Origin of the sequence: Micromonospora sp. NBC_00389 (assembly GCF_036059255.1) — a bacterium.
Lineage (GTDB): Bacteria > Actinomycetota > Actinomycetes > Mycobacteriales > Micromonosporaceae > Micromonospora.
On record NZ_CP107947.1, the window covers coordinates 6,728,728 to 6,754,834 of the forward strand.

Here is a 26,107-nt window from a genome sequence, read left to right on the forward strand (position 1 = left end):
ATGTCGCCGGTGGAGTGGGACTCCACCGGCGACACGTTCGGCCAAGGGCAGGCGTTGGATCGCGCTGACCGACAGCAGCTTCCGGTACGCCTGCTGTGAGCCCGCTGTGAGCAAAGCGTGAGCGGGCGGCCTCAATCTTGGCCCTGGTCGGCAGACCGATGAACTCCAACTGAGAGGTCTCGGGCCATGATGCGGTGGATCGTCGGGTCAAGCGTCAAATATCAACGGCTGGTGCTCGCCATCGCCGTGGCCCTGATGGCCGTCGGCTTCGTTCAGCTTCGCAACACGTCGGTCGAAGCCCTGCCGGAGTTCGGGCCGGTGCGGGTGGACGTGCAGGTCGAGGCCCTCGGGCTCTCCGCCGAGGAGGTGGAGAATCTGATCACCAACCCGATGGAGAACGAATTCTTCAACGGAATCCCGTGGCTGGCCAAGCTCGAGTCCCGCACGCTACCGGGATTGTCGTCGATGGAGATGACGTTCGAGCCCGGCACGGACCCTATCCGGGCCAGGCAGGTCGTGCAGGAGCGCCTGACCATGGTCGCCATGCTGCCGGCCGCCTCGTCCAGGCCGCCGCTGGTGGTGCAGCCCCTCTCGTCGACCGGCCGGCTCATGATGATCGGTCTGTCGTCCCAGGATCGCTCACTGATCGACATGTCGTTGCTGTCGCGCTGGACGATCGTGCCCCGCCTGCTGAGCATCCCCGGCGTGGCCAACGTGGCCATCTGGGGGTTCCGCGACCGGCAGCTGCAGGTGCAGGTCGATCCCTCCAAGCTGATGCAGAGCGGCATCACGCTGGACCAGGTCCTGCGCACGTCGGCGAACGCGCTGTGGGTCTCGCCGCTCACCTTTGTGGAGGCGTCGACACCCGGGCTGGGCGGGTTCATCGACACCCCCAACCAGCGGATCGAAATCCAGCACAACCAGCCGATCAAGACTGCTGCGGATCTCGGCAAGGTCACCGTTCAGGGCGCCGAGGACCGCGGAGTGCTGCTGGGTGATGTCACCCAGATCGTCGAGGACCACCAGCTCCTCATCGGCGATGCGGTCGTCAAGGACACTCCGAGCCTCATGCTCGTGGTGGAGAGGTTCCCGGGCGCCAACGTGGCGGCCGTGACCCGGGACGTGGAGGCTGCACTCGACGAGCTGAGGCCCGCCATGCCGAGCGTCGAGATCGACACGACGGTGTACCGGCCGGCCACCTTCATCGAAAAGATGGTCGACCACCTCACCACGACGCTGATCCTCGGCGCGATCCTCCTGCTGCTGGTGCTCTGCGCCTTCCTGTTCAACTGGCGCACCGCGCTGGTCAGCCTGCTGACCATCGCGTCCTCCGTGGCGGTGACGGTGCTCGTCCTGTCCTGGTTCGGCGTGACCCTCAACATGATGTCCCTGGCAGGGCTGGTGATGGCCCTCGCCATCGTCGTGGACGACGCCGTGGTCTGCGTCGACAACATCCGGCGACGGCTGCGGCAGCACCGCGAGGAGGCGTCCGACGAGCCGGTCTCCGACACCATCCGTACGGCCATCCTCGAGATGCGCGGCCCGCTCTTCGTCGCAGCCCTGATCGCCGCGGTCTCGGTGGTGCCCCTCTTCATCCTCGACGGGGTGCGCGGGGCGTTCCTCACCCCGGTTGCCCAGGGCTTCCTGGCCGCCACGGTGGTCTCACTGGTGGTCGCGCTGACGCTGGCCCCCGTGCTGGCCACGCTCCTGCTCTCCCGGTCGTCGCTGCAGCACGGCCAGTCGCCGCTCGCCCGAGCTTTGGAGCGGGCGTACGGTGCGCTGCTGCCCCGGCTGCTCCGCCGGCCCGTCTGGTCTTATGCCCTGGTCGGACTCCTCGTGGTGGCGGGCCTGGCCGCTCTGCCGTTCCTCGGCTCGCGGCCGCTGTCCCCGACGCTTCAGGAGCGCGACCTGCTGATCACCTGGGAGGCGCCGCCCGGCACGTCCCGGCCGGAGATGAACCGGATCACGGGTGCGCTCAGTGCCGAACTGCGGGCCATCCAGGGAGTACGCAACGTCGGCGCCCACACCGGGCGGGCACTGGCGTCGGACCAGGTCGTCAACATGAACTCGGGCGAGGTGTGGCTCAGTGTCGACCCGGAGGCCGACTACGGCCGGGCCCTGACCGCCGTGCAGCAGGTGGTGGATGGCTATCCCGGGGTGCAGAGCGACGTGATCACCTACTCGGACAAGCGGATCCGGGAGGTGGTGACCCGCGGTGCCACGGAGGACCTCATCGTGCGCATCTACGGCAACGACTACACGGTGCTCAACGAGAAGGCCCAGGAGGTCCTCGGCGTCATCGCCGCCATCGACGGCGTCACCGAGCCACGGGTACGGTCCGCAGAGGTCGCGCCGACGGTGGAGATCGAGGTTTCCGTCGTCAAGGCCGCGAAGTACGGGCTCAAGCCGGGCGACGTGCGCCGGTCGGCCGCCACCCTCGTCTCGTCCACCGTCGCGGGCAACCTCTTCGACGACCAGAAGGTGTTCGAGGTCGTCGTGTGGGGCGTCCCCACGGTGCGCCAGAACCTGTCCACGATCCAGAACCTTCTGATCGACGCGCCGGTCGGAGGCCCGCGTGGCGGCCCGACCCAGGTGCGGCTGGCTGACGTTGCCGACGTCAGAGTCGTGGCGAAGCCGGAGGTCATCACACACGACCAGGTCTCCCGCAGCATGGACGTCGTCGCGACCGTGCGCGGGCGTGGTCTGGGTGCCGTCACCAGCGAGGTCAAGGACCGGCTCGCGCAGGTGACCTTCCCCCGTGAGCACCACCTGGAGGTGCTCGGAGAGGCCCAGGCAAAGGCGAGTTCCGACTTCCGCGTCTGGACCTTCGTGATCGGCGCCGTGATCCTGATCTTCTTCCTGCTGCAGGCCGGCTTCGGTAGCTGGCGGGTGGCGTCGCTGTACTTCCTGCTCCTGCCGACGGCACTGGCGGGCGGGCTGCTGCTGGCGGCCATCGACCGGTCGGCCGTCTCGGTGGTCGCGCTGCTGGGGCTGCTCAGCGTGCTGGCCATGGCCGTTCGGGGCGGCACGCTGCAGATCATGCGGTACCAGCGGCTGGAAGCGGAGGGCCACACGCCAGGTGCCGAACTGGTCGAGCTCGGGTCACGGCAGCAGTTCATCCCGGCCGTGACGGGCATCCTGGCGGCGGGGATGGCTCTGCTTCCCATGGTGATCTACGGCGGCGTCTCCGGCCTCGAGATCGTGAGCCCGCTCGCCCTGATCATCCTCGGTGGCCTGGTCACGACCGCGCTGCTGAACCTGCTCGTCCTGCCCGTGCTGTATCTGCGGTTCGCCGTCCGGTCTCCATCGGTAGCCGGGTCGGAGCCTCGGACCGGATCGATACCCGCGCCCAGGCCAGAACCCGGTGCGGCGGGCAAGGAAACCCCTTCAAGCCCGGCTCCGGCCTGATCGGAACCAGGAGAGTCCCATGCACAGACAAGGAGGCGACCACATGCGACACCGTGGTCGGTGGATGGCAGCGATCCTGATCACGCTGGGCTTGGCGGCCTGCACGACGCCCGCCTCGAACACCTCGGGTGGCCACAAGGAGAGCCCGGCCAGTGTCGAGGCGATGCCGGGCAAGGACGTCAAGAAGGTGACGCTGACCGAGCAGGCGGCGCGCCGCGTGGGCATCGCGACGGTCACGATCGGCGCGGCGCAGACCGCGCCGCCGGTCGGGCCGACCCCGTCGCCGGGCACGCCGACGACCGTGGTGCCGTACTCGGCAGTGCTCTACGACCCGACCGGCCTGGCCTGGGTCTATACGGTTCCCCAGCCGTTGACCTACGTCCGGGAGAAGGTCGTGGTGGCGACCGTGGGCGGGGCGCACGGGACCGACGCGTTCCTTGCGCAGGCACCACCGGCGGGGACCTCGATCGTGACGACAGGCGTGATCGAACTCTGGGGAGCCGAGCTCGGGGTCGGCAAGTAGTCCATCCAGTCGCTACGAGGGTAGGGACCCCACACCATGATGCGTTGGATCATTGGAACGAGTCTGAAGCTCCGGTTCCTCGTGGTTGTCGGGGCCTCCATGTTGATGTTCTTCGGCGTCCTGCAGATTCGCGACATGCCCGTTGACGCGTTCCCCGAGTTCGCGCCGCCCCGGGTGGAGATCCAGACGATCTGCATCGGACTGTCCGCACAGGACGTCGAGGAGCTTGTCTCCGTCCCGCTGGAGCAGGGGCTCACCGGGATCGAGGGCCTGGACGTGATGCGCTCCAAGTCGGTCTCCCAGCTCTCCTCGATTGTCCTGATCTTCAAGCCCGGGACTGACCTGATGGCGGCCCGCCTGCTGATCCAGGAGCGCCTCACCTCCATCACTCCCAGACTGCCGCGCTGGGCCAACGCCCCCTTCATGATCCAACCGCTGTCGTCGACCAGCCGGGTGATGAAGATCGGAATATCCCAGGCGGACAAGTCGGATGCGGCTCACGTCGAGATGGCACTGCAGGCCTATTGGACGGTCCGGCCCCGCCTGATGCGGGTACCCGGGGTGGCGAATGTGGCCATCTGGGGCGATCGGTGGCACGTCAAGCAGGCCCTCGTCGATCCCGAGCTCATGAAGCAGCACAACGTCACCCTGGCCCAGGTCATGGAGGCCGCCGGAGACGCGGTGGACGTGGGTCAGCTGAAGTTCAACGGCGGGTTCGAGATCGGCACCGGCGGGTGGGTCGACACCGCCAACCAACGGCTCCAGGTGCAGCACCAACTGCCCGCCCTGACCGGGCAGCAACTGGCCGAGATCCCCATCGAGGTGCCGAAGGGCGCCAAGCCCGTCTACCTGAAGGACGTCGCCTACATCACCGACGACATCATGCCGCCGTCCCTGCTCACGGGGGACGCGGTCATCAACGGCGGCCCCGGCCTCATGCTCATCGTCGAGAAGCTGCCCTGGGGCAACACCCTTGAGGTGACCCGCGGGGTCGAGGCCGCACTGACGGAGATGGCGCCCGGCATGCAGGGCCTCGACGTCGATACCGAGATCTTCCGGCCGGCGACCTTCATCGAGACCTCGGTCGAGAATCTCGGTCGGGCGATGGCCATCGGATTCATTCTGGTGGTCCTGATCCTGGTGCTCTTCCTCTTCGAGTGGCGGGTCGCGCTGATCAGCGCCATTTCGATCCCGCTCTCCCTCGTCGCGGCGGGACTCGTCCTGCATTGGACCGGGGCCACGATAAATACCATGATCCTGGCCGGGCTCGTGATCGCCCTCGGCGTGCTCGTCGACGACGCCATCATCGACGTTGAGAACATCGTCCGCCGCATCCGCCAGCATCGACGAGCGGGCAGCACGAAGTCGACCGCCGCCATCGTCCTCGACGCGTCGGTGGAGGTCCGTGGTCCCATCGTCCAGGCCACGATGATCATCCTGGTCAGCACGGTCCCGATCTTCCTGCTCACCGGGCTCACCGGCTCGTTCTTCCGGCCCATGGCGTTCGCCTACGGGCTGGCCATCCTGGCCTCGCTGCTGGTGGCCCTGACGGTGATCCCGGCGCTCGCCCTGATGCTGCTGGCCCGGTCACCGATCGAGCGGCGGGAATCGCCGCTGGTGCGCTGGCTCCAACGCGGCTACACCGCGTTGCTGGCACGCATCATCCCGCGTCCCGCCGTCGCCTACGCGACCGTCGTACTCGTCCTGGCGGGAGGCGTCATGGTGGTACCGATGCTGGGACAGAACCTGTTCCCCGCGTTCAAGGAGCGGGACTTCCTGATGCACTGGGTGACCCAGCCCGGCACCTCGCGTGAGGAGAGTGTCCGCATCACGGAACAGGTCAGCAGGGAACTGCGGGCGATCCCCGGGGTCCGGAACTTCGGCGCCCACATCGGGCAGGGCACGTTGGCCGACGAGGTCGTCGGCATGAACTTCACCGAGAACTGGATCAGCATCGACCCGAAGGTCGACTACGACAAGACTCATGACGCCGTGCAGAAGGTGGTCGACGGCTATCCCGGCCTGCAGCGCGATGTGCAGACCTATCTGAAGGAGCGCACGAAGGAGGTGCTCACCGGCTCCAGCGACGCCATCATCGTCCGCATCGTCGGCGACGACCTCGACGTGCTCCGCGACAAGGCCAACGAGGTCAAGGACCTCGTCGCCGGGATCGACGGCATCATCGACGAACACGTGACGCTGCAGACCACAGTTCCCCAGGTCGACGTCCAGGTCGACCTGGCCAAGGCTGCCCAATACGGGATCAAGCCCGGTGACGTACGCCGAACGGCGGCCACGTTCATCGCCAGCGAGGAGGCGGGCGACATCTGGCGAAACGGCAAGAACACCGAGGTGCACGTGTGGAGCGTGCCGAGTGCCCGGTACAGCATCGAGAGCGTCCGCAACCTCCTGATGGACGCGGCGGACGGGAGCAAGGTCCCCGTGGGTGAGCTGGCCGAGGTCAAGATGGTGCCCACGCCCAACCAGATCCTGCGAGAGAATGGATCGCGGTATATCAATGTGGGCGCCAATGTGGCCGCGGGGAAGGCCCTGAGTGACGTCGCGGCCGAGGTTGAGCGCCGCCTGGCGAGGGTGGACTTCCCGCCCGGCTACCACCCACAACTGCTCGGTGAGTACAAGGAGGCGACGAGCGCCCAGGACCGGCTGCGGCTCTTCGCCGGCGTCGCGGTGATCGGGATCCTCTTCCTGCTGACCACCGCCTTCAACAGCTGGCGGCTGTCGTTCCTCGTCCTCCTCACGCTGCCCATGGCTCTGGTGGGCGGGATCCTCGCGGCATACGTCGGTGGCGGCATCCTTTCGCTCGGCTCGCTGGTGGGATTCTTCACCGTGCTGGGCATCGCCGCGCGCAACGGCATTCTCATGATCAACCATTTCCAGCATCTCGAACGGGAGGAAGGGGAAAGCTTCGGCCGAAACCTCGTCCTCCGTGGCGCGAAGGAGCGACTCTCGCCGATCCTCATGACCTCGTTGGCGACCGGGCTCGCCCTGGTTCCCCTGGCCATCGAGGGCAGCCTGCCCGGTCACGAGATAGAACACCCGATGGCGGTGGTGATTCTGGGTGGCCTGTTCACCTCGACTCTGCTGAACCTGCTTGTCCTCCCGTCGCTCTATCTGCGTTTCGGCCGACCCAAGGATTCGTCCACGCGCCGGCCGCTTGCAGGACGGGTGTGGCCCACAGCCCTGCGGTCCGGAAGGTCCCAAGCCTGAGCGGTCACGGCAGGTCAAGTGCAGGATCGCCGCGAAGGATCGCCCTCTCCAGCTTCTGTAGCTGTGGCGAGGTGTCGAGTCCGAGCTCGTCGACCAGCCGACTCCGCGCGAGCCGGTACGCGACCAGCGCGTCGGCGGCGCGGCCAGCGCGGTACAGGGCGAGCATGAGCTGCGCGAGCAGTCGTTGCCGGTACGGATACTGCCCGACGTACTCGGCGAGCTCGTCGAGGACGGCCTCGTGCCCGCCGAGCCGCAACTGCGCGTCCAACCATTCCTCCACAGCCGTCAACCGCGCTTCCTCCAGTCCCCGGCACAGATCTTCGACTCGCGGGGTCGCCACGTCGGCCAGCGGGGGTCCGTGCCACAGATCGAGCGCGCGCCGCAACATCGCCGCCTTCTCCAGGTCGTCCGTCTCAAGACGAGCCCCGGCGAGGAGGGCGCGGAAACGGTGGGCGTCCACGCTCATCGGGTCGGCCCGCAGGACATAGGTCCGGCCGCGCGTGGTGATCCTTACGCCTTCACGGTCCGCACCGGCCATGGCCAGTACGTTGCGCAGTTGCGAGACGCGGACGTGGATGGCATGACGTGCGGTCGGGGGCGGCCATTCAGGCCATGTCAGGTCAACGAGGCGGTCGAGCGGCACGAGCTGATTCACGTTCAGCGCGAGGATCGCCAGCACAAGCCGCTGTTGGCGTGGCCCGAGATCGACTTGTTGATCCCCCGTCCATGCCTCCACCGCACCCAAGAGCCGGAACTCCACGACCCCCTCCCCCCGTGATGCGTCTACACCTCCTCCGCCTCGCTGCGCAGGGCCTCGGATCCAGGCCGTCGATGCTTGTGATGAATGGTGGGCCACGTTCTCTGTATTCCGCCGACACCAACTCACAAGTGGTATGCGCCTGCCGAGGTCTAAATATAATTTGTGACACTAAGGGACGTCTCGTAACCCCGGTGTCTGTCCGTTGAGGACGGTCGGTCAGGATGCCTGGGTGCAGGTGATCACCGCGGCCCGCCCGGAGTGGATCTTTCCGTTCACGGGGCTGCAGCCCGCCCAGTTCCGCAAGCTGGTCCGCGTGGTCGCCGAGCGTGGCGGTGACGGCATCGCCGATGGCCGGCCGGGCCGGCAGTGGGCCTTGGACCTTCCCGATCGGGTGTTGCTGGTGGCCACCTACTGGCGCACGAACCTGACGATGCGCCAGATCGGGCCGCTGTTCGGGGTGTCGCACTCGGCCGCGCACCGGGTCATCGACACTCTCGGCCCGTTGCTGGCCCTCGCGCCGGTGCTGCGGCGGCCGGTCGAGCAGATCGCCATCGTCGACGGCACCCTGATTCCCACCCGCGATCACCGGCTGGCCGCCCGCAGCAAGAACTACCGGTACTCGACGAACCTGCAGGTCGCCATCGACGCCAGCACCCGCCTGGTCATCGCCGTCGGCGACCCACAGCCGGGCAACCGCAACGACACGATCGTCTACCGCACCAGCGGCATCGAGGAGAAACTCGCCGGGCGGCCGGTGATGGCCGACGGCGGCTACCGCGGCAACCCCGAGGTGATCATCCCGTACCGCAAGCCCGCCGACGGCGGTGACCTGCCGGCCTGGAAAGAAGCCCTCAACGTCGAACACCGGAGGGTCCGTGCAGGGGTCGAACACGCCCTGGCCAGGATGAAGTGCTTCAAGATCCTGCGTGACTACCGCCGCGCCGCTCACACATTGGCCGACGCCGCTTCCGGCATCGCCAACCTCCACAACATCATCCTCGCCGGCTGATCGCCGGTCTGGCGCCGGGCAACACCTTCACCCAGTTACGAGACGTCCCTTAGAGGCCGATTCAGTCCGTGTTCACGGGCAAAAGCGAGTAATCGTCAGAAATCCGGGTCACCAGTACCTTTCATTGCCTACCAAGACGCGCATTTCCGCAACAGGCAAGTGCACGTGCCCCGCCTTGCCCTCCTCACAACATGCGTTTGCCCATAAAGGTGGATTCACCGGGCCTTTCCCAGCAAGGCGGTCAATTAGCGCGCAGGTAGGCGGATGACGAACCGTGCACCGCGAGGCGCGTCCTCGACGTCTATCGAGCCTTCGTGTGCATCGATGATCTCTCTCGCGATGGCAAGACCGAGACCGGTGCCGCCCGTGCGCCGGCTCCGATCGTCGTCGAGGCGCGTGAATCGCTCGAAGACGCGCTTCCGGTCCGCGGGCGGAATCCCCGGCCCGTCGTCGTGGACGATCAACGTGACCCGGCGGTCGTCGCTGTCGAGCTCGACGCTGACCGATGACGAGGCATGGTGCTCGGCGTTGTCGAACAGGTTGCGTACAGCCCGGGTCAGGTCGTCGCGACGGCCGTCGACGGCAGCCGCCGAGACCGCGCCGGTGTCGACCCGCAGGTGGCCGCTGCCACGAATCCGGGCCGCCTCGGCCAGGACGATGTCGTCGAGGTCGACGGGACGGGCTGGGGGGCGGGGAACGCCGGCGTCCGCCCGTGCGAGGAACAGCAGATCCCGGACCAGCCGCTCCATGCGACGGTTCGCCACGAGCAGATCAGCGGCGGTTTCGTTCCATTTGGTGCGGTCAGGGTGGGCGAGCGCGACCTCCAGATCGGTACGCGCCGCGGCGAGCGGGGTCTGCAACTCGTGCGAGGCGTCCGCGACGAAGCGGCGTTGACGCTCGGCGGCGGCATCCAACCGGTCGAGCATCATGTTCATCGTGCCCGCGAGCCGACTGATCTCGTCGTCCGTGCTCGGCACGGACACGCGCCGGTCGAGGGAGCGTTCGGAGATGTCGGCGACCTCGGCCCGGATAGCGTCCACCGGCCGCAGGGTGCGACCCGCGACCGTCCAGGTCGTGACGGCGACGAGTGCCAGCAGCAGTGGAGCACCGGTGGCAAGGGCGCCCTGGAGAACGTCGACGACGTCATCGACCGGGGAGAGACTCGCCGCAACGTAGACGGTCACCGGTCCTTCGGGCGTATCCGTGGGCAGTGCGATGACCCGGTAGCCGCCGGCCTCGCCGAACGGAAGGCCGTCCACTGTGCGCACCTCGGACCCCGCCCCCGGAAGGAACCGGGCGAGAGACTGATCGCGCCGAAGTCCGGCGGTGGCGGCCACCACCCGGCCGGCGCCGTCCACGACCTGGGCGATGCTTCCGTCGTCACCCTCGACGGCCAGCTCCGTGGGGAGCGTGCCCTGGCGGGCCAGGGTCGCGATGTCGTGCGCACGTACCCTCGCAATGTCGTCGACGCGTTCGACCAGCGAATGACGCAGAAACATCACCAGGCTCACGGCGGTGACCACGAGGGCGACACCGACGACGATCGTGGCGGCCACGGTGGTGCGGGCACGCACCGTCGTGAGGCGTGCCCGAGGCCGAGGGTTTTCAGCCGCCATCGGGGTCCAGTCGGTAGCCGACGAGACGGACGGTCTGGATCGCGGATCGACCGAACGGCTCGTCGATCTTCCTGCGGAGGTGCCGGACGTAGACCTCGACGATGTTGGGGTCGCCGTCGAACGCGAAGTCCCAGACGTGGTCGAGGATGGTGCCCTTGGAAAGCACTTCGCCCGGACGCCGCATGAGGAACTCGAGAAGGGCGAACTGGCGCGGAGTGAGTGAGACCTCCGTTTCCCCACGCCAGACCCTGTGGGCGGCGGGGTCGAGCCGTAGGTCGCCGACACTCAGCGTGGCCGGGCGCTCCCGCGAACCCCGGCGCAGCAGCGCCCGAATTCTGGCGACCAGGACGACATAGGAGAACGGCTTGGACAGGTAGTCATCGGCTCCGGTATCGAGAGCTTCCGCCTCGTCGAGCTCGCCGTCCTTGGCCGTGAGCATGAGAATCGGGGTCCAGTTGCCGGCCTCACGCAACTCGGCGCACACCTGGAAGCCGTTCTTGCCGGGAAGCATGATGTCGAGAACGATGACATCGAAGTCGCCGTCCGTGGCCCGCCAGAGGCCGTCGATGCCGTCGAGTGCGACTTCAGCAGCGAACCCCTCGGCCTCCAGTCCACGCTTGATTGACCGGGCGAGGTGCTTGTCGTCCTCGACCACGAGGATGCGCACTTCCCAAGTGTGCCACTCGCCGGCTTACTGCCCGCTGAAGCCGCCGACGCAGACCTCCGGCTTCGTCCGGTTCAGCCGGCCTTCAGCGAACCCTCCGTACTGTCGCCATGACGTCCTGGTCGAACGGACCGCGGGTGGCGCGCCGCCACCTCGCACACGGCGAGAGGGGGACGCTCATGGCCAGCGCGCAGCTCGATGCGGTGCGGCTCACCAAGCGGTTCGGGGACCGTACGGCGGTTGACGGGTTGAGCTTCACCGCACGACAAGGCGAGGTCGTGGGACTTCTCGGGCCCAACGGGTCGGGCAAGACGACCACCATCCGATTGCTCACCACGGTGCTCGCGCCGACGAGCGGGGAGTTCTCGGTGGCTGGTGTTCCCTGCACCCGGCCGGGCGAGATTCGACGGCGGATCGGCGTGTTGCCGGAAAGCAGCGGCTATCCCGGACACCAGACGGGCGAGGAGTACCTGCGCTACCACGCGCGGCTGTTCGGCAACGCCCGTCCAGACGCCGCGCGAGTCGCCGAGCGGCTACTGGCGGAGGTAGGCCTGGCCGAGCGTGGCTCGTCGCGGATCTCCACGTACAGCCGCGGCATGCGGCAGCGGCTGGGTATCGCACGGGCGCTGGTCAACGATCCCGCTGTCGTGTTCCTCGACGAGCCGACGCTCGGGCTCGACCCGGCCGGGCAACGTCAGATGCTGGCGATCGTCCGCGAGATCGCGGTGGTCAGGGGAGCGACGGTCATTCTCAGCACCCATACCCTTCCGGACGTCGAGGAGATCTGCACGAGCGTGCTGATCCTTCACAAGGGAAAGGTCCTCGTCTCCGGCACCTCCGGCGAGGTCACCCGCGCTGTCCCCACCCAGCGGTACGCGCAGATGCGCGTACCGATCGAGTTGGTCGGTCGGGCCCGGGACGCCCTCGCGGGGGTTGCCGGCCTGACGTTGGAGCCGGCCGATGAACGTCCCGACATCCTCAAGTTCTCCGTGAACGACCGGTCGGTCGCCACGCAGGCCGGCGCGGATCCGGGGATGAATGGACCGCTACGGGCGGTGCTGAGCGCCGACGTGCCGGTTCTGTCCTTCGAGGTCGAAGGCGCGCGGCTCAGCGACGCGTTTCTAGCAATGACCGGGGAGGGTGTCCGATGACGACGGGTCTGCGGGGGCTGGTCCGGAACGCCGAACCCAGCGCGGGCGGGGTTCGCGGCGATGGCCCGGGTTGGCGGGTCATCGCCGAACAGGAGTGCCGCGATCTGTGGGTGAGCGGGCGCGGCCCGGTGTTGGTCTTCGCGTTCAGCGTCGTCCTGAGCGTCATGACCTACCTTGCCGGTACCAGTCAGGTGCTCAACTTCCTCGAGCAGCGGGAGGCGGTGAACCTCACCCTGCAGGTTGCGGTGGCGGTCGGCGTCCTCGTCACGCTGGTGGTCAGCGCCGACGCGATCAGCGGGGAGCGGGAACGGGGCACGTTGGAGAGCCTGCTGCTCGCACCCGTCTCCCGCCGGGCGATCGTGCTGGGGAAGTTCGCCGCCGCCTTGTCGCTTTGGCTCGCGGCCTTCGTCGTGAGTGTGCCGTATCTGTGGGCGCTCGGACGCGGAGTGTCCATCGTCGGGCAGGCGCTGGTGCTGGGCCTGCTCGTCGGCACGCTGCTGGCCGTCGCGCTCGCCGCGCTCGGTCTGCTGATCAGCGCCGTGTCGAGCTCCAACAAAGTCAGCCTCGCGGTGAGCCTGTTCCTGCTGTTGGCGCTCTTCGCACCGACCCAGTTGCCCGGCGGCGCGCCGAAGGGCTGGTTCGGTGATCTTCTCGTCCGGCTCAATCCGGTCGGCGCGTCGCTGCACTACCTGACGGCTGTGCTCGTCAACGGGCACAGCTGGACGCGGGACCTGTCGTACCTGATCTCTCCGCTACTCATCGCGGTACTGACCGGGGGCGTCCTGATTGCCGCCGGCACCCGGATCGTCAGGCTGTATGGAGGGGTGAGCGGAGCATGAAGACAGGGCTGGCCCTCGCCGGGCTGTTGTTGGCGCTGACGGCTCCCGTCGGCTTGACCGCTTCGGCGGGAGCCGCTCCGCCGCCACTGCCGGGCGTCGTTGAGGTCGTATTGGAGCAGAGCCGACTCATCACGGTCGTTGGTGAGCGGTTGACGCTTGAGTCCCGTGTGGTCAACTCGGGTGAGGCGCCGACCGACCGGCTGGTGGCCCACCTCAACGTCGCGAGCCTGGACGGCGTCTACGTCGACCTCGAGGACTGGTCGGCGGACGTGACCCGGGAGGTTTCGCCGGTGGCGCCGGGCAGCAGCACGTCACTGTCCTGGCAGTACCAGGCCGTCAACACCGGCAGTTTCGACGTCTACGTCGTGCTCATGCCCGGCGGCGACTCCACGGCGGGTACGGGCCCGCTGGTGGTGAGCCAGCCGCTACACGTGAGCGTGGCCGGAAAGCGGACCCTGACCGCAGCGGGCTCGCTGCCGGTTGCCATCGTCGTTCCGGTCGTGCTCGCTCTGCTGGCCGCAGCTGCCAGATATCGCATTCGGCGTATGAGTTGACCGGGAGGAACTCACCCTCGGATTCCGGGTTGCCGAGCCGCAGTTGTCCCGGCGCGAAGTCGACGCCGGTGGGGCGTCCGGCCGCATCCAGGACCCAGCCCAGCCTGCCGGTGCCCGACGCGGGAATCTCCGGTCCGACGCTCGGCAAGCTCACTGCGGTGGGCGGCAGCCTCGTCGTGGTCGGCCTCGTACTGCTTCTCGCGCAACGGCGTCGTCGCTGGGTCAGGCCGAGGGCAATCTGGCTAAGTAGGCCCAGGGTCGGGCGGGTTTCCGTACGCTGCGCTGAGTGAAATGGGCACGTTCCTTCGTCGCGCTGGCGGCGACCCTGACTGTTACGGCGTGCGATGCCGTCCGGACCCCGCCGGCCGCTGCGCCCACCCGCTCCGCCCCTGCGGGCTCCCCGTCGCACCCCGCCGAGATCACCTTGGCCTTCGCGGGCGACGTGCACTTCGCTGACCGTACGGCCGATCTGCTGGGCGACCCGGCGACCGCGTTCGGGTCGATCTCGTCGACGCTGTCGGCCGCAGACCTGGCGATGGTCAACCTGGAGACGGCAGTCACCACACGCGGGACTCCCGAGCCGAAGGAGTTCCATTTCCGGGCGCCGGCAAGCGCGTATGACGCGGTGAAGGCCGCCGGCATCGACGTCGTGTCGATCGCCAACAACCACGCGTTGGACTACGGGCGGACGGGGCTGGCCGACACCGTGGACGCAGCCAGGGCCGTCGGGTTGCCGGCCGTCGGGGCGGGCGCCGACGCGGCGGCGGCGTACGCGCCGTGGATCACCGAGATACGCGGTACCAAAATCGCTGTCCTCGGCTTCAGCCAGGTCTCCGAGCTGTGGTCGGAGTGGAGGGCCACAGACACCCGGGCCGGTATCGCGATGACCCGCGACTTACCGCGCGCCGTCGCGGCGGTGCGCGCCGCCCGGCGCCAGGCCAGCGTGGTCGTCGTCTACGTCCACTGGGGCACGGAGGGCGACGCGTGTCCACCCGCCGAGGCTCGCGAGTTCGCTGGCGAGATGGCCGAGGCCGGTGCCACGATCGTCGTCGGCACCCACGCCCACCTACTGCTCGGCGACGGGTGGCTCGGCAAGACCTTCGTCCAGTACGGACTCGGCAACTTCCTGTGGTGGCGTGACGACGCGTACAGCAACGACACGGGGGTGCTGCGGGTGACCCTCGACGCTTCGGCGATCTCGAAAACGGAACTGGTGCCCGCGACGATCTCCCGCCGCACCGGTCGACCCGAACTCGCCGGCCGCGAGGACACGGCCCGGATCGGCCAGGAGTACGCGGGCCTGCGCGCCTGCACCGGACTCGCCGCGAGCCCCGCCCCGTAGTCGGGCGAAACACGGCCCCGCAACGTGGAACCCAGGGGTGAAATTCAGCCGACTTCGACACGCGCAGCTAAAACGGCCGGAACCACAACTCCGTGCGCGCCACCGAGTGCAGCTACTGCGGCCCCCGGCCGCATGCCCACCTGCCCCAGCCGTGGGCGTGGTGCCCGCCGATTGTGGGGTCGGCGGGCACCGTCGTGGTGGTGGGCATCAGCTGCCGCAGCAGCCGCCGGCCTGACCGCCAGCGGGGGCGGCGTCAAGGGTGACCAGGTTCAACGGTGCGGACAGCAGGCCCCCGGAGATGCCAGTGGCCAGTCCGCGCGCTGCCGGCTCGGCGGTCGGCGCCGGCCCGCAGCAACTGTCGCCGGTGGCGGAGTCCGTGGGGTTGCTGTTGCACACGCCGGTTTCGGGCAGGTCGAGCTGGACGTCGCGGGCGGCGTCCCAGTCGCCGGCGAGGGCGGCGACGACGGAGCGGACCTGCTCGTAGCCGGTGGCCATGAGGAACGTCGGCGCCCGGCCGTAGGACTTCATGCCGACGGCGTAGTAGCCGGCCTCCGGATGGACGAGTTCGTCGACGCCGTGTGCGGGCACGGTGCCGCAGGAGTGCTCGTTCGGGTCGATGAGCGGCGCGAGCGCGCGGGTGGCGCCCATGATCGGGTCCAGGTCCAGGCGCAGCTCGGCGGCGATCGAGTGGTCCGGTCGGAAGCCGGTGGCCGCGACGATCCGGTCCACCGTGACCGACTCCTCGCCGCCGTCGCCGTGCCGCACCACCACACTCACCCGGCCGTCTGTCGGGGTGAGCGCGTGCACGGAGAAGCCGGTGAGCAGCCGGATCCGGCCGGCGTCGACGTGCGCGCGCAGCCGCGAGCCCAGGGCACCGCGGGCGGGCAGCGCGTCGGCGTCCCCGCCGCCGTAGGTCCGCGTCGGCGAGGCGGTCCGGATCGCCCAGGTCACCTCGGTGCCCGGCGTGGATTCGGCCAGCTCGGCCAGGGACAGCAGCGTGTTCGCGGCGGAGTGGCCGGCCCCGACGACGAGGGTGTGCCGGCCGGCGAAGCGGTCCCGGGCCGCGCCTAGAACGTCGGGCAGCGCGTGCTCCAGGAACGGAGCGACAGTGGTCTCGCCCCGGGCGGGCAAGCCGGAGGCGCCCAGGACGTTCGGCGTGCCCCAGGTGCCGGACGCGTCGATGACGGCGCGGGCGAGTAGCTCTTCGCCGTCGGCGAGGCGGATCAGGAACGGCGTGGACTCACGGCCGGCGGTGCGCAGTCGGTCCAGGCCCAGACGGCTGATCGCTTCGACCCGGGCACCGTAGCGCAGGTACGGCTTGAGCTGCGGCAGCTCCGCGAGGGGCTGCAGGTAGTCGCCGGCCAGCTCCGCTCCGGTGGGCAGGGCCTCAAGGTCAGGGGCGGCCCAGCCCGCCTCGTCGAGAATCCGGCGGGCGGCCGGGTCGATGTTGTAGCGCCACGGGGAGAACACCCGCACGTGGCCCCACTGCCGCACGGCGGCACCCGGGGTGTCGCCGGCTTCGAGGACGGTGAAGGCGATGCCCCGCTCGTTCAGGTGCGCGGCGGCGGCCAGGCCTACTGGTCCGGCGCCGATGACCACGACAGGCAGCTCGTTCAGGGTGCTCACCGGTCAAACTCCTCTGTGTTGAGAACTATCGAATCAAGTAGGTGGACGAGGCCCTGCTTGTGAGGGGCCAGGGTTGGTCAGGTGACGACGGGACTGCGCCGCTCGAGCAGGACGACGTCGCGCCAGCGGCCGTGGTGGCGACCAACCCGCTCGCGCACGCCGATGACCCGGAAGCCGGCCCGCTCGTGCAGGGTGAGGCTGGCGGCGTTTTCGGGGAAGACTCCGGACTGGATGGTCCAGATGCCGGCGGCTTCGGTGGAGGTGATCAGCGTGTCCAGCAGCAGCCGGGCGACGCCGCGGCCCTGCGCGACGGGGTCGACGTAGACGGAGTGCTCGACCACGCCGGCGTAGACCGTGCGCCCCGAGGTGGGCACGACAGCGATCCAACCGACCACCGTGTTCCCGTCGATCGCCACGAAGCGGTGTTCGGGCAGCTTTGCCGCGTCGAACGCCGCCCAGGTGGGTGCGATCGTCTCGAAGCTGGCGTTGCCGGCGTCGAGTCCGGCCTGATAGATCGCCAGAACCCGCTCGGCGTCGTCGTCCCGCAGGGGGCGCACCGTGATGTCGGCCATCAGCAGGCTCCATTCGGGTGGGGGGCGGGTCGGCCCATGACCACGTCCGCGGCGGACGGGAAGCAGTCGACGCAGGCGTCGTTGATCCGGTAGTGGCGGGCGGTGCCGACCGGCTCGACGAAGACGAACCGCACCTCGGTGAGGATCTTCAGGTGCTGCGAGACGGTGGACTGCGCCAGGCCGACGGCGTCGACGATTTCTCCCACGCTCATTGGTCGGGCGTGCCGGGCGAGGTATTCGACGATCTGCACTCGGGTCGGGTCGGCCAGGGCCCGGAACCAGGATGCGTACGCCTGCGCGGTGGTCCGGTCGAGCATCTCGGCCGCCACATCTCCCCCTTCATCGTTTATCGCCGATCGGCGATGAAAGTGTAGCGGGTGCGGGCGCAGCGAGGGACACGGTCGCGACAACCAGGCGGGCGATGGCCGTCAGGGTGTGCGGGTCGACGCGATCCGGGGTGTCGGCGGGACTGTGGTAGCCGGCCATTCCCGCACCGATGCCCACAGCCGCAAGCCCGGCGGCGCCGTAACGGCGGTTGTCCGACGCCACGGGCCCGGCAGTTAGCGGAAGGCCGGTGTGTCGGCCGGCTTGGTCGAGCAGGGCGAGCAGCCGGTGGGCGGGGCCCCCGGCCTCTACCGCGGCGGCCTGGTCGAGGCGGCCGGCGCCGTCGACGTTGATGACCAGCGGGTTGCCGCCGCTGGCACGCAGTCGAGAACTGTGGTGGGCGGAGCCCAACGCCCCGATTTCCTCGGCGTCGAGCAGCGCGACGGACAGTCCGAGGTCGTCGGGGAGCACGGCGGACAGGACCCGGGCGGCCTCCAGGACCACGGCGACGCCGCTGGCGTTGTCGGACGCGCCGGGCTGGCGCACGCCGGGGTGGTCGCCCACCCCGTCGTAGTGGGCGGTCAACAGCAGCTCTACCGCACGGGGCGAGGGTCGGTCGAAGGTGGCGTAGATGTTCGTACCGGTGGCGTCGGCGCGACGTAGTGGGGTGTTCGCGCTCATCCAGCCCTCACCGGCGGCGCTCAAGACGACAGAGTGCGTGCGCGGGTCCAGCGTCAGGACCGGCAGGGGGCCCGGGTCCGGGCCCGCGAGGGTTGTGTACTGCCATCCGTCGGCGTCGACCGCGCGGCTCAGGAGCAGACCGGCAGCGCCTCGGGTGTCACGGTAGGCGTCGAACAGAATCATCCCCGCTCGCACCACCAGCCAGCGGCCGGTCGGGTCATCGCTACCGGCCACACCCAGCAGGCCACGCCTGACCTCGATGGTGTCGGTGGAAGCCGGGTGGATCGACACCTCACGACCGAAGGTCAGATCCGCCGACACGTCGCCGACACCCCATGTGACGGTCGGTGCGGCGTAGATGTCCGGCACGGCCCGGACCGGGAAGTCGTCGATTTCGACCCTCGCGCCGAGCGCGGTGAGGTGGTCGGCGAGCCAGGCGCGGGCGGCAGCCCCGCCCGGCGTGCCGACCCGCCGACCGGCGAAGTCGTCCGCAGCCAGGGCGGCGACGGTCGTGGTCATCCGCTCGGCGGACACGGCCACGAGCCGCGCCGCCATGCTGGCGGGCGGGCCGGCTGCCGGCGTCATCCGCAGCACCCCTGTCCGGTGCGCATCGCGTCGGCCTTCGCCGTGGTGCCGCAGCAGGAGTCGGCCGCCTCGGCGGTCTGTTGGGTGCCGCAGCACGGGCCGCCGGTCGTCGCTGTCTCGCCAGCGGGCGGGAGGATCGAGCCGACCCCCTGCACGGGGCTTCCGCAACAGGAACCCGACCCGGTCACGACCAGGGCGGCGCCCGGGTCCCCGGTGAATCCGCCTGCCCTCTGGGTGTCCTCGCTCATCGTGTTCCCTTCCGCCTGTCTTGACGTTTGTCTAAGCAGAGAGTTGCACGTTGATTAGAAGGATGTCAACCTAGAGACATGTCGAAGCAAGGCGCGCCTCTCGCCCTCGTGGATCTGACCGCTGATACGCCGTGCTGCCCTCCACTGGCTCAGCGCCGGGTGCCGGCCGAAACCGCCGCAGTGCTCGCTCCGACGTTCAAGGCCCTGGGCGATCCGGTGCGGCTGCAGCTGATGTCGATGATCGCCTCGGCGGAGGGCGGGGAGGCGTGCGTCTGCGACCTCACTCCCGCCTTCGACCTCACCGGGCCGACCATCTCGCATCACCTCAAGACGCTGCGCGAGGCCGGCCTCGTCGATGCCGAGCGACGCGGGACGTGGGTCTACTACCGCGCTCGCCCGGCCATCCTGCGCCAGCTCGCCGCGCTGCTCACGGTCGAACCGACCCCCACGGCGTAGGCCGCGGCCGGCGCCGCAGCCCCCGGGTGAACATCCACCCAGCCGGGTGCACTCAGCGCGCCCCACACCGACCACCGACTCGTCGCCATTTGACAGTGTCGCAGTTGCTCAGCAATAGTTGACTCAATGAGTATTGAGCTTGCTTCCCTGCAGGGGCGCGCCCGCATCCACGCCGCGCTCGGGGATCCGGCGCGCCTGGCGGTCGTCGACGCGCTCACCCTGGGCGATGCGTCCCCTGGTGAGATCGCCCAGGACCTGGGGATGCCGACGAACCTGGTCGCCCACCACGTCAAGGTCCTCACCGAAGCCGGGCTCGTCGTCCGCAGCCGGTCCGAGGGAGACCGCCGTCGCACCTACCTACGGCTGCGGCCCGAGGCCCTGGCCATGCTGATGCCGGCGCCGTTGACCGAGGTGGGTCGGGTGGTGTTCGTCTGCACCCACAACTCCGCCCGCTCGCAACTCGCCGCCGCCCTCTGGTCCGACCGCACCCACACCTCGGCGGCGTCCGCGGGAACGCAGCCCGCAGAGCGGGTTCATCCGCGGGCTGTCGCCGTGGCCCACCGGCACGGACTGCGGCTGAACCCGACCGGCACCGCGCACGTCGCGGACATCGTGCGCGACGGCGACCTCGTCATTGCCGTCTGCGACAACGCCCACGAGGAACTCACCGGCCCAGCCGCGCCCCGACTTCACTGGTCGGTGCCCGACCCGGTCCGCGTCGACACCGACGCCGCGTTCGAGGCCGCGTTCGCCGACCTCGCCGCCCGCGTCGACCGCGTCGCCCCCAACGTCGCCGCCGCCACGAGTTCGGCCGGCCGCCATGACTGACACCAACCCCTACGTGCGCGATGAACGAGGGCAACCCGGCGCCCAACTGCACCCCGTAAGCACCAAGCCGCAGCAGAGTAGGGCGGACGAGACGTACCGAGGCCTGGTGAATCCGTCGCGTCCCGCCGGCCGTTACCAGCGTCTCGACCGCAACAGCGACCCCGCCCGCGCCCTGCCGGCGATGCCCGACCAGGCACCGGTCAACTGGCCCCGCGATCCACACTGCAAGGAGGGCTTCTGATGTCCGACAAGCCGAGCGTCCTGTTCGTCTGCGTCCACAACGCCGGCCGCTCACAGATGGCCGCCGGCTGGCTGCGCCACCTCGCCGGCGACGCCGTCGAGGTCCGCTCTGCCGGCTCCGCCCCGGCCGAGACGGTCAATCCCGCCGCGGTGCAGGCCATGCGGGAGGTCGGCATCGACATCACCGACCAGACGCCGAAGCTCCTCGAGTACGCCACGGCGCAGTCCTCGGACGTCATCGTGACCATGGGCTGCGGCGACGCCTGCCCGGTCTTTCCCGGTAAGCGCTACGAGGACTGGAAGCTCGACGACCCCGCCGGCAAGGGCGTCGAGGCCGTCCGCCCCATCCGCGACGAGATCCGCACTCGGGTGGAGAAACTCCTCACCGAGTTGCGCCCTGTCGCCTGACCCCGAGACCGCCCCGCGCGCCCGCTACTGGACCCACTACCGACTCCGGCCCGAATCGCTCCGCGCGCTCGGTCAGTGCGCCGCCTTCGCCGACCAGGCGCCCACCGGCGCCGAGGGCAGACGGCCCTGCGGGCCCGAAACACCCGCCCAGGAACCAACAGAGGAACGAACCCCATGACGGCACTGGCCACACCGGCGCGCACCACACCACGGCTCTCCACGCTGGACCGGCTCCTGCCGGTATGGATCGGCGCCGCCATGGCCGCCGGGCTGCTCCTCGGCCGACTGATCCCCGGACTCGACGACGCCCTCGACCGGGTCAAGATCGGCGGGATCTCCGTACCCATCGCCCTCGGCCTGCTGATCATGATGTACCCGGTCCTGGCCAAGGTCCGCTACGACCGCCTCGACACCGTCACCTCCGACCGGCGCCTGCTGATCTCCTCCCTGGTCATCAACTGGCTCATCGGCCCCGCCGTCATGTTCGCCCTGGCCTGGCTGCTCCTACCCGACCAGCCCGCGTACCGCACCGGCCTCATCATCGTCGGCCTCGCCCGCTGCATCGCCATGGTCATCATCTGGAACGACCTCGCCTGCGGCGACCGGGAAGCCGCCGCCGTCCTGGTCGCGCTCAACTCCGTCTTCCAGGTCCTCGCCTTCGGCCTGCTCGGCTGGTTCTACCTCACGGTCCTGCCCGGCTGGCTCGGCCTGGAGCAGGCCGGACTGTCAGTCTCCGGATGGGACATCGCCGGCAGCGTCCTGGTCTTCCTCGGCATCCCCCTGACCGCGGGCTACCTCACCCGCAAACTCGGCGAACGCGCCAAGGGCCGCGACTGGTACGAGGCGAAGTTCCTGCCCCGGATCGGGCCGGTCGCCCTGTACGGGCTGCTGTTCACCATCGTGCTGCTCTTCGCTCTGCAGGGCGACGCGATCACCGCCCAGCCCTGGGACGTCGCCCGCATCGCGCTCCCCCTCCTCGCGTACTTCGCGATCATGTGGTTCGGCTCGTTCGCCATCGGTCGGGCGATCGGCCTGAACTACGAACGCACCACCACGCTCGCCTTCACCGCGGCCGGCAACAACTTCGAACTTGCCATCGCCGTGGCGATCGGCGTGTTCGGCGTCACCAGCGGCCAGGCCCTCGCCGGAGTCGTCGGACCACTGATCGAGGTACCGGTCCTGGTTGCCCTCGTCTACGTCAGCCTCGCCGCCCGCCGCCGGTTCTTCCCCACCGGAGTCACCATCGCCTAGCCGGGCACAAGCAACGGCTCCGGCAGCCAGCGGCGCGAGGCCGACCGTCGGCAGCCGTTCGGGGCCACATACTCCGTTCACCGGCGTGTTCGGCCCGGAAACCGTCGAACGGTACGCCTTCGAGTCCTACAGGTATCTGCACCGCACCGTCCGCTGCCGATCGTCGGAGATCGGGTGCCCGCGCTCAGACTCGCTCACGGGAGCGAATCTCGCTTCAGGCAGGTCACGACGTCCGCACATCAAGCGTCCACGATTCGGCACGATCGACCGCGCGTCCCGCAGCATGACAACGCGTTCGCCCGTGAGAAAGTTGGTGTCATGGCAGCTGAAGCGACTCCGGGCCGCGAAGTTGTCCTCGAGACGGATCGCCTGCTGCTCAGACCTTGGCGGGAAGCCGAGGCTGTCGTCCAGCGCGAGCTGTGGACCGAACGTGACCCACGAGTGCCGCCGCACCGCCGAATCGACGCGGATGGACACCCCACGATCGCGGAACTCGAGGATTCGATCCGCACCAACCAGCCATCGTCGACCGGGTTACTGGCGATCGAGCGGAAGGCCGCTCGTGACGTCATCGGCTACTGCGGGCTGATCGACGGCGGACGAGGATCGGAAGGGGAACCGGAACTGGCGTTCGAGCTGCTACGCCGATTCTGGGGTCAGGGATACGCGACCGAGGCCTCGTTGGCGGTTCTGGACTGGGCGGGATCGTCCGGGTACGAACGTCTGTGGGCCACGGTCTGGGAGTGGAACACCGCTTCTCGCCGTGTACTGGCTAAGGTCGGGTTCACCGAGACCGAGCGGAAGGAAGTGGACGCGGTCTACGGGACCACCCTGTTCACCACGAGACGGCTCTGACACACCCGGCGTTTCGCCTTGAGGGCGGCTCCGAGCAGCGGCGGCAGGCGTCAGCTCCCCATTCCGAGTTCGTGCTGCGGTGTGCCACAAGCGGATCGATCACCGGACATGGTTGCACGCTGCCGAAGTGCCCGGTGATAACGCCATAAGGTCCCCTGCTCGGGCAGATCAACAGTACGGACGATTCGTGCGGGCTGACGGGAGCTTCCAGGCCGGCTCCTGCCCTGCAACGCCTGCCCCTTCTGACCTCACCTAGTAAATCCTCCTCCCAATCGACGGGTGGTCGGTGTGCGGCGCTGCCCCGCGACGGGTTTTGCTGCGACCCCCATGGAAGGGGCGAGTTCGCCACCGCAGTTGTGTACGAGGACCGGTGTGTTGCCGGCGAGCACATAGGACGTGTGGAGGCCAGCGACAGCGCGGTCACGCATCGTCTTGTGACCGGTAACGGCCGGCGATCTTGCTTCGACGCATGTGCCGGACTGGTCGCAAGCCTCGGAGTCGAACCGAGCAGGCCGCCGTTATGAGCAGCAGCTGGACCCACGTCCGCCTGCGCCTTACTCCGCAGTGGATGGCATCTAGAGGCCGTAGCCGGACTCGAACCGGCGTGCGCGGTTTTGCAGACCGCTCCCTCACCCCTCGGGCATACGACCGTGCGCGCCCCCGGACCGATTCGAACGGCCGGCCTGCGGTCCCGGAAACCGCTGCTCTATCCGCTGAGCTACGGGGGCATGGTGCGCGTCCCTGGTGCCGACCCAGGTCTGCTCGAAAGCGCCGGCTTTACAGGCCGGGGGGCGTGCCGCCGCCCACGACGCGCTTGGGGTGACTGGCGGGACTCGAACCCGCGACAACCCGGGACCACAACCCGGTGCTCTACCACTGAGCTACAACCACCATGCTTCTAAATCTCCGTCGACCCAGGAATCAAAAAGTCATCGGCCATCCGAACGAGCGACCGTTGGCCGTTGACCGGTGGGGCGATCCGCAGGTACGCCGACGATTTCCCGACCTCGCTGACCGGCACAAGGTAGACGCCAGGCCGTCCCGGGACTGCGACACCGAAGTAGTCGACCAGCCCGACGTAGGTCGTTCGTTGTTGAGCGTAGTTCTTGGAGGTAGTGGCGAACTCGATGACCGAGCCGTTCCGGACCAGCCGGGCGGTCTTGCACTGGACCGACTTCATCCCGTCGCCGGTCTCGATCACCAGGTCTGCTTTGCCCACCCCGAATGGAACGTAGCAGGGGTAGCCAGCATTAGTGAGGGCGGCCAGCACGCGACTCTCCACGATGGCTGCGACGGCGTTGGAGTCGTTCGCCGTAAGCGCAGTCGGGCGAGACGGGAACGCGATTGGCGGTCTAACAGACGTGGCCGTCTTCGTCGCAGCAGCGACGCGACGACGGGATTGCAGCCCATGCTTCTTGAGCCAGTAACGAACGTTGACCTGAGAGCAGCCGTGGCAGTCGGCGATTTGGCGCTGGCTCAGCCCTTTAGCCAGCGCGGATTCCAATAGCTCTTTGTCCACACGGGCAGTGTAGCTCAACCCGGTGCGCTGCTGTTGCGCTACGGCCACACTCGCGGCCCGAAGGCCAGTACCCGCAGAGGGATTTGAACCCCCGACCTGCGCCGTGTGAAGGCGCTGCTCTGCGCGCTGAGCTATGCGGGCTTGGCTCCCCTGCCTGGACTCGAACCAAGATCAGCCGGTTAACAGCCGGCCGCTCTACCCTTGAACCACAGGGGAATGGCAGCGCGGACGGGACTCGAACCCGCACATGTCCCGGGTGAAAGCCGGGCGACTCTTCCATTCGTCCACCGCGCCAGGTGGGTACGTGCCGCGAGCTGGGATCGAACCAGCGACCTACGCCTTGTCGAGACGTTGCTCTCCCGCTGAGCTACCGCGACGGGAGCGGGACCGGGATTCGAACCCGGGTACCTCTGGGTTATGAGCCCAGCGCGCTTCCATAACTGCGCCATCCCGCAAGTGGGCCGCCAGAGGATCGAACTCTGGACACTCCGATTAAAAGTCGGCAGCTCTACCACTGAGCTAGCGGCCTGCAATTGACGTCCCCCGGGCAGGACTCGAACCTGCGACGACCCGGTTTAGGAAACCAGCGCTCTATCCGCTGAGCTACCGGGGGATTTGGTACGCCGTACTGGGATCGAACCAGTGACATTCCGATTAAGAGTCGGAAGCTCTACCAACTGAGCTAACGGCGCATGGCGGAAGGTAAAGGAGTTGAACCCTCGGGCTTTCACCCGGTGCCGGTTTTCGAGACCGGTCGCGGACCTGTTCCGCACTACCCTCCATGCGTCGGGTTGACAGGATTCGAACCTGCGTCCTCGCGGTCCCGAACCGCGCGCTCCACCAAACTGAGCTACAACCCGTTGAGTCGGGATAGCCGGATTCGAACCGGCGACTTCCGGTCCCCCCAGACCGGAGCGCTACCTGACTGCGCCGTATCCCGAAAGAGCCCCCGACTGGAATCGAACCAGCGACACCGAGAACCGTAATCTCGTGCTCTTTCCACTGAGCTACGGGGGCATGTGTTGCAAACGAGGGAAGCCGGCCGGTACGCCGGGTTCTGCCCCGCCCCGGCGGCCCGTGCCGTCGGCTGGAGTCGAACCAGCGCATCTCCTCGTTATCAGCGAGGTGCCTTAACCAGCTTGGCCACGACGGCTTGGCGGAGGGACCGGGATTCGAACCCGGGCCGGGGTTGCCCCCGGTCTTCCTTAGCAGGGAAGCGCCATAGACCGCTCATGCCACCCCTCCATAATCTTGCTGCGCGGCGCCGACGGGACTCGAACCCGCAACCCCCGCCTCGACAGGGCGGTGCTCTGGCCAATTGAGCTACGACACCTTGGCGCGCGACTTCCAGCCGGCTCGGCTTTCCCACAGGGGAGATCGCATACACGGTCCACCTATCGCGCTTCGGCGGACCTGCGGT

At 68.6% G+C, this 26,107-nt stretch carries 22 protein-coding genes, 18 tRNA genes and 1 pseudogene; 15 read left to right on the plus strand and 26 right to left on the minus strand.

Going from position 1 to position 26,107, the window contains the following annotated elements; genetic code table 11:
* Positions 1–231 precede the first annotated feature (231 nt).
* From OG470_RS31865 to OG470_RS31875, 3 genes are read left to right on the plus strand one after another with little or no spacing between them, the layout of a single operon-like run.
* The gene (locus tag OG470_RS31865) at positions 232–3,408 is read left to right on the plus strand and encodes an efflux RND transporter permease subunit (RefSeq protein WP_328418311.1); all 3,177 of its coding nucleotides are present in this window, start codon (positions 232–234) and stop codon (positions 3,406–3,408) included.
* 43 nt (positions 3,409–3,451) lie between these two features.
* Complete coding sequence (locus OG470_RS31870) at positions 3,452–3,931, plus strand: hypothetical protein (protein WP_328418313.1); 480 nt, start codon at positions 3,452–3,454, stop codon at positions 3,929–3,931.
* A 39-nt stretch (positions 3,932–3,970) separates the two neighbouring features.
* Positions 3,971–7,159: an efflux RND transporter permease subunit gene (locus tag OG470_RS31875; RefSeq protein WP_328426712.1), complete on the plus strand. Its 3,189-nt coding sequence runs from the start codon at positions 3,971–3,973 to the stop codon at positions 7,157–7,159.
* A gap of 4 nt (positions 7,160–7,163) precedes the next feature.
* On the opposite strand, the gene OG470_RS31880 is transcribed toward OG470_RS31875, so the two are convergent.
* Positions 7,164–7,919, minus strand: coding sequence for an AfsR/SARP family transcriptional regulator (locus OG470_RS31880; RefSeq protein ID WP_328418315.1), 756 nt, complete (start codon positions 7,917–7,919; stop codon positions 7,164–7,166).
* Positions 7,920–8,148: 229 nt separating this feature from the next.
* Between OG470_RS31880 and OG470_RS31885 the strand changes: the two genes are divergently transcribed.
* Complete coding sequence (locus tag OG470_RS31885; RefSeq protein ID WP_328415194.1) at positions 8,149–8,928, plus strand: transposase family protein; 780 nt, start codon at positions 8,149–8,151, stop codon at positions 8,926–8,928.
* Between the two features lie 245 nt (positions 8,929–9,173).
* Here OG470_RS31885 and OG470_RS31890 read toward each other — a convergent pair whose 3' ends face one another.
* Both OG470_RS31890 and OG470_RS31895 read right to left on the minus strand, forming a co-directional pair.
* A complete protein-coding gene (locus tag OG470_RS31890; RefSeq protein ID WP_328418317.1) occupies positions 9,174–10,268 on the minus strand; it encodes a sensor histidine kinase in 1,095 nt (364 codons plus the stop codon).
* Between the two features lie 265 nt (positions 10,269–10,533).
* Positions 10,534–11,211, minus strand: a complete 678-nt coding sequence (locus tag OG470_RS31895; RefSeq protein WP_328418319.1) for a response regulator transcription factor — start codon at positions 11,209–11,211, stop codon at positions 10,534–10,536.
* A gap of 176 nt (positions 11,212–11,387) precedes the next feature.
* Here OG470_RS31895 and OG470_RS31900 point away from each other — a divergent pair, with 176 nt between their 5' ends.
* The 4 genes from OG470_RS31900 (at position 11,388) to OG470_RS31915 (ending at position 15,094) form a co-directional block, all read left to right on the plus strand.
* Entirely contained in the window at positions 11,388–12,359 is a 972-nt protein-coding gene (locus OG470_RS31900; protein ID WP_328418321.1) for an ABC transporter ATP-binding protein, read from the plus strand.
* Positions 12,356–13,198, plus strand: coding sequence for an ABC transporter permease (locus OG470_RS31905; protein ID WP_328418323.1), 843 nt, complete (start codon positions 12,356–12,358; stop codon positions 13,196–13,198). The genes OG470_RS31900 and OG470_RS31905 overlap by 4 nt, the downstream gene beginning before the upstream one ends.
* On the plus strand, positions 13,195–13,752 hold the full coding sequence (locus OG470_RS31910; protein WP_328418325.1) for a hypothetical protein: 558 nt from the start codon (positions 13,195–13,197) through the stop codon (positions 13,750–13,752). Before OG470_RS31905 ends, OG470_RS31910 begins: the two co-directional genes overlap by 4 nt.
* A 286-nt stretch (positions 13,753–14,038) precedes the next feature.
* Positions 14,039–15,094 (plus strand): CapA family protein, encoded by a 1,056-nt coding sequence (locus OG470_RS31915; protein WP_328418327.1) that lies wholly within the window; start codon positions 14,039–14,041, stop codon positions 15,092–15,094.
* Between the two features lie 207 nt (positions 15,095–15,301).
* On the opposite strand, the gene OG470_RS31920 is transcribed toward OG470_RS31915, so the two are convergent.
* The 4 genes from OG470_RS31920 to OG470_RS31935 form a co-directional block, all read right to left on the minus strand.
* Positions 15,302–16,720, minus strand: coding sequence for an FAD-dependent oxidoreductase (locus tag OG470_RS31920; RefSeq protein WP_328418329.1), 1,419 nt, complete (start codon positions 16,718–16,720; stop codon positions 15,302–15,304).
* A gap of 77 nt (positions 16,721–16,797) precedes the next feature.
* On the minus strand, positions 16,798–17,292 hold the full coding sequence (locus OG470_RS31925; protein ID WP_328418331.1) for a GNAT family N-acetyltransferase: 495 nt from the start codon (positions 17,290–17,292) through the stop codon (positions 16,798–16,800).
* Positions 17,292–17,609 carry an ArsR/SmtB family transcription factor gene (locus OG470_RS31930; RefSeq protein ID WP_328426714.1) on the minus strand — a complete coding sequence of 106 codons (318 nt, stop codon included), beginning with the start codon at positions 17,607–17,609 and terminating at the stop codon, positions 17,292–17,294. The genes OG470_RS31925 and OG470_RS31930 overlap by 1 nt, the downstream gene beginning before the upstream one ends.
* A gap of 22 nt (positions 17,610–17,631) precedes the next feature.
* Entirely contained in the window at positions 17,632–18,882 is a 1,251-nt protein-coding gene (locus tag OG470_RS31935) for a M28 family metallopeptidase (protein WP_328418333.1), read from the minus strand.
* A 326-nt stretch (positions 18,883–19,208) separates the two neighbouring features.
* On the opposite strand from OG470_RS31935, the gene OG470_RS31940 reads away from it, so the two are divergent.
* The 7 genes and pseudogenes from OG470_RS31940 to OG470_RS31965 all read left to right on the plus strand — a co-directional run bounded on the left by OG470_RS31940 (position 19,209) and on the right by OG470_RS31965 (position 23,168).
* Positions 19,209–19,586 carry an ArsR/SmtB family transcription factor gene (locus OG470_RS31940; protein WP_328418335.1) on the plus strand — a complete coding sequence of 126 codons (378 nt, stop codon included), beginning with the start codon at positions 19,209–19,211 and terminating at the stop codon, positions 19,584–19,586.
* A 126-nt stretch (positions 19,587–19,712) separates the two neighbouring features.
* Positions 19,713–20,414, plus strand: coding sequence for an arsenate reductase/protein-tyrosine-phosphatase family protein (locus OG470_RS31945; RefSeq protein ID WP_328418337.1), 702 nt, complete (start codon positions 19,713–19,715; stop codon positions 20,412–20,414).
* Positions 20,415–20,520: 106 nt separating this feature from the next.
* Complete coding sequence (locus OG470_RS31950; RefSeq protein WP_328418339.1) at positions 20,521–20,655, plus strand: hypothetical protein; 135 nt, start codon at positions 20,521–20,523, stop codon at positions 20,653–20,655.
* On the plus strand, positions 20,655–21,062 hold the full coding sequence (locus tag OG470_RS31955; protein ID WP_328418341.1) for an arsenate reductase ArsC: 408 nt from the start codon (positions 20,655–20,657) through the stop codon (positions 21,060–21,062). The genes OG470_RS31950 and OG470_RS31955 overlap by 1 nt, the downstream gene beginning before the upstream one ends.
* A gap of 174 nt (positions 21,063–21,236) precedes the next feature.
* Positions 21,237–22,313 carry an ACR3 family arsenite efflux transporter gene (gene arsB, locus OG470_RS31960; RefSeq protein WP_328418343.1) on the plus strand — a complete coding sequence of 359 codons (1,077 nt, stop codon included), beginning with the start codon at positions 21,237–21,239 and terminating at the stop codon, positions 22,311–22,313.
* An 85-nt stretch (positions 22,314–22,398) separates the two neighbouring features.
* Positions 22,399–22,458, plus strand: a pseudogene (locus OG470_RS37410) (hypothetical protein); the annotation flags it as partial.
* 173 nt (positions 22,459–22,631) lie between these two features.
* A complete protein-coding gene (locus tag OG470_RS31965) occupies positions 22,632–23,168 on the plus strand; it encodes a GNAT family N-acetyltransferase (protein WP_328418345.1) in 537 nt (178 codons plus the stop codon).
* A 579-nt stretch (positions 23,169–23,747) separates the two neighbouring features.
* Here the strand turns inward: OG470_RS31965 and OG470_RS31970 are convergent.
* The 19 genes from OG470_RS31970 to OG470_RS32060 form a co-directional block, all read right to left on the minus strand.
* Positions 23,748–23,818: transfer RNA gene (locus OG470_RS31970), tRNA-Cys, on the minus strand.
* Between the two features lie 5 nt (positions 23,819–23,823).
* Positions 23,824–23,896, minus strand: a tRNA-Arg gene (locus OG470_RS31975).
* A gap of 87 nt (positions 23,897–23,983) precedes the next feature.
* Positions 23,984–24,059: transfer RNA gene (locus OG470_RS31980), tRNA-His, on the minus strand.
* 7 nt (positions 24,060–24,066) lie between these two features.
* The gene (locus OG470_RS31985; RefSeq protein ID WP_328418347.1) at positions 24,067–24,687 is read right to left on the minus strand and encodes a group I intron-associated PD-(D/E)XK endonuclease; all 621 of its coding nucleotides are present in this window, start codon (positions 24,685–24,687) and stop codon (positions 24,067–24,069) included.
* Positions 24,688–24,755: 68 nt separating this feature from the next.
* Positions 24,756–24,828: transfer RNA gene (locus tag OG470_RS31990), tRNA-Val, on the minus strand.
* A 1-nt stretch (position 24,829) separates the two neighbouring features.
* Positions 24,830–24,903: transfer RNA gene (locus OG470_RS31995), tRNA-Asn, on the minus strand.
* 1 nt (position 24,904) lies between these two features.
* Positions 24,905–24,981 (minus strand) — tRNA-Glu (locus OG470_RS32000).
* An 11-nt stretch (positions 24,982–24,992) separates the two neighbouring features.
* Positions 24,993–25,064 (minus strand) — tRNA-Val (locus OG470_RS32005).
* A gap of 2 nt (positions 25,065–25,066) precedes the next feature.
* Positions 25,067–25,142: transfer RNA gene (locus OG470_RS32010), tRNA-Met, on the minus strand.
* A 2-nt stretch (positions 25,143–25,144) separates the two neighbouring features.
* Positions 25,145–25,215 (minus strand) — tRNA-Lys (locus tag OG470_RS32015).
* Between the two features lie 11 nt (positions 25,216–25,226).
* Positions 25,227–25,300 (minus strand) — tRNA-Arg (locus OG470_RS32020).
* Positions 25,301–25,303: 3 nt separating this feature from the next.
* Positions 25,304–25,379: transfer RNA gene (locus OG470_RS32025), tRNA-Lys, on the minus strand.
* Between the two features lies 1 nt (position 25,380).
* Positions 25,381–25,468: transfer RNA gene (locus OG470_RS32030), tRNA-OTHER, on the minus strand.
* Between the two features lie 5 nt (positions 25,469–25,473).
* Positions 25,474–25,547, minus strand: a tRNA-Pro gene (locus OG470_RS32035).
* 5 nt (positions 25,548–25,552) lie between these two features.
* Positions 25,553–25,627, minus strand: a tRNA-Pro gene (locus tag OG470_RS32040).
* A gap of 4 nt (positions 25,628–25,631) precedes the next feature.
* Positions 25,632–25,704: transfer RNA gene (locus OG470_RS32045), tRNA-Arg, on the minus strand.
* A 61-nt stretch (positions 25,705–25,765) separates the two neighbouring features.
* Positions 25,766–25,840: transfer RNA gene (locus OG470_RS32050), tRNA-Ile, on the minus strand.
* Position 25,841: 1 nt separating this feature from the next.
* A tRNA-Ser gene (locus OG470_RS32055) sits at positions 25,842–25,932 on the minus strand.
* A gap of 14 nt (positions 25,933–25,946) precedes the next feature.
* Positions 25,947–26,020 (minus strand) — tRNA-Asp (locus OG470_RS32060).
* Between the last annotated feature and the right edge of the window lie 87 nt (positions 26,021–26,107).

What these genes read in the sequence shown, in the direction of transcription:
- OG470_RS31870 (WP_328418313.1), top strand. Translation starts at nt 3,452, where the DNA reads ATGCGACACCGTGGTCGGTGGATGGCAGCGATCCTGATCACGCTGGGC.
- OG470_RS31875 (WP_328426712.1), top strand. Translation starts at nt 3,971, where the DNA reads ATGCGTTGGATCATTGGAACGAGTCTGAAGCTCCGGTTCCTCGTGGTT.
- OG470_RS31900 (WP_328418321.1), top strand. Translation starts at nt 11,388, where the DNA reads ATGGCCAGCGCGCAGCTCGATGCGGTGCGGCTCACCAAGCGGTTCGGG.
- OG470_RS31905 (WP_328418323.1), top strand. Translation starts at nt 12,356, where the DNA reads ATGACGACGGGTCTGCGGGGGCTGGTCCGGAACGCCGAACCCAGCGCG.
- OG470_RS31910 (WP_328418325.1), top strand. Translation starts at nt 13,195, where the DNA reads ATGAAGACAGGGCTGGCCCTCGCCGGGCTGTTGTTGGCGCTGACGGCT.
- OG470_RS31925 (WP_328418331.1), bottom strand. Translation starts at nt 17,292, where the DNA reads ATGGCCGACATCACGGTGCGCCCCCTGCGGGACGACGACGCCGAGCGG.
- OG470_RS31930 (WP_328426714.1), bottom strand. Translation starts at nt 17,609, where the DNA reads ATGCTCGACCGGACCACCGCGCAGGCGTACGCATCCTGGTTCCGGGCC.
- OG470_RS31935 (WP_328418333.1), bottom strand. Translation starts at nt 18,882, where the DNA reads ATGACGCCGGCAGCCGGCCCGCCCGCCAGCATGGCGGCGCGGCTCGTG.
- OG470_RS31940 (WP_328418335.1), top strand. Translation starts at nt 19,209, where the DNA reads ATGTCGAAGCAAGGCGCGCCTCTCGCCCTCGTGGATCTGACCGCTGAT.
- OG470_RS31945 (WP_328418337.1), top strand. Translation starts at nt 19,713, where the DNA reads ATGAGTATTGAGCTTGCTTCCCTGCAGGGGCGCGCCCGCATCCACGCC.
- OG470_RS31955 (WP_328418341.1), top strand. Translation starts at nt 20,655, where the DNA reads ATGTCCGACAAGCCGAGCGTCCTGTTCGTCTGCGTCCACAACGCCGGC.
- arsB (WP_328418343.1), top strand. Translation starts at nt 21,237, where the DNA reads ATGACGGCACTGGCCACACCGGCGCGCACCACACCACGGCTCTCCACG.
- OG470_RS31965 (WP_328418345.1), top strand. Translation starts at nt 22,632, where the DNA reads ATGGCAGCTGAAGCGACTCCGGGCCGCGAAGTTGTCCTCGAGACGGAT.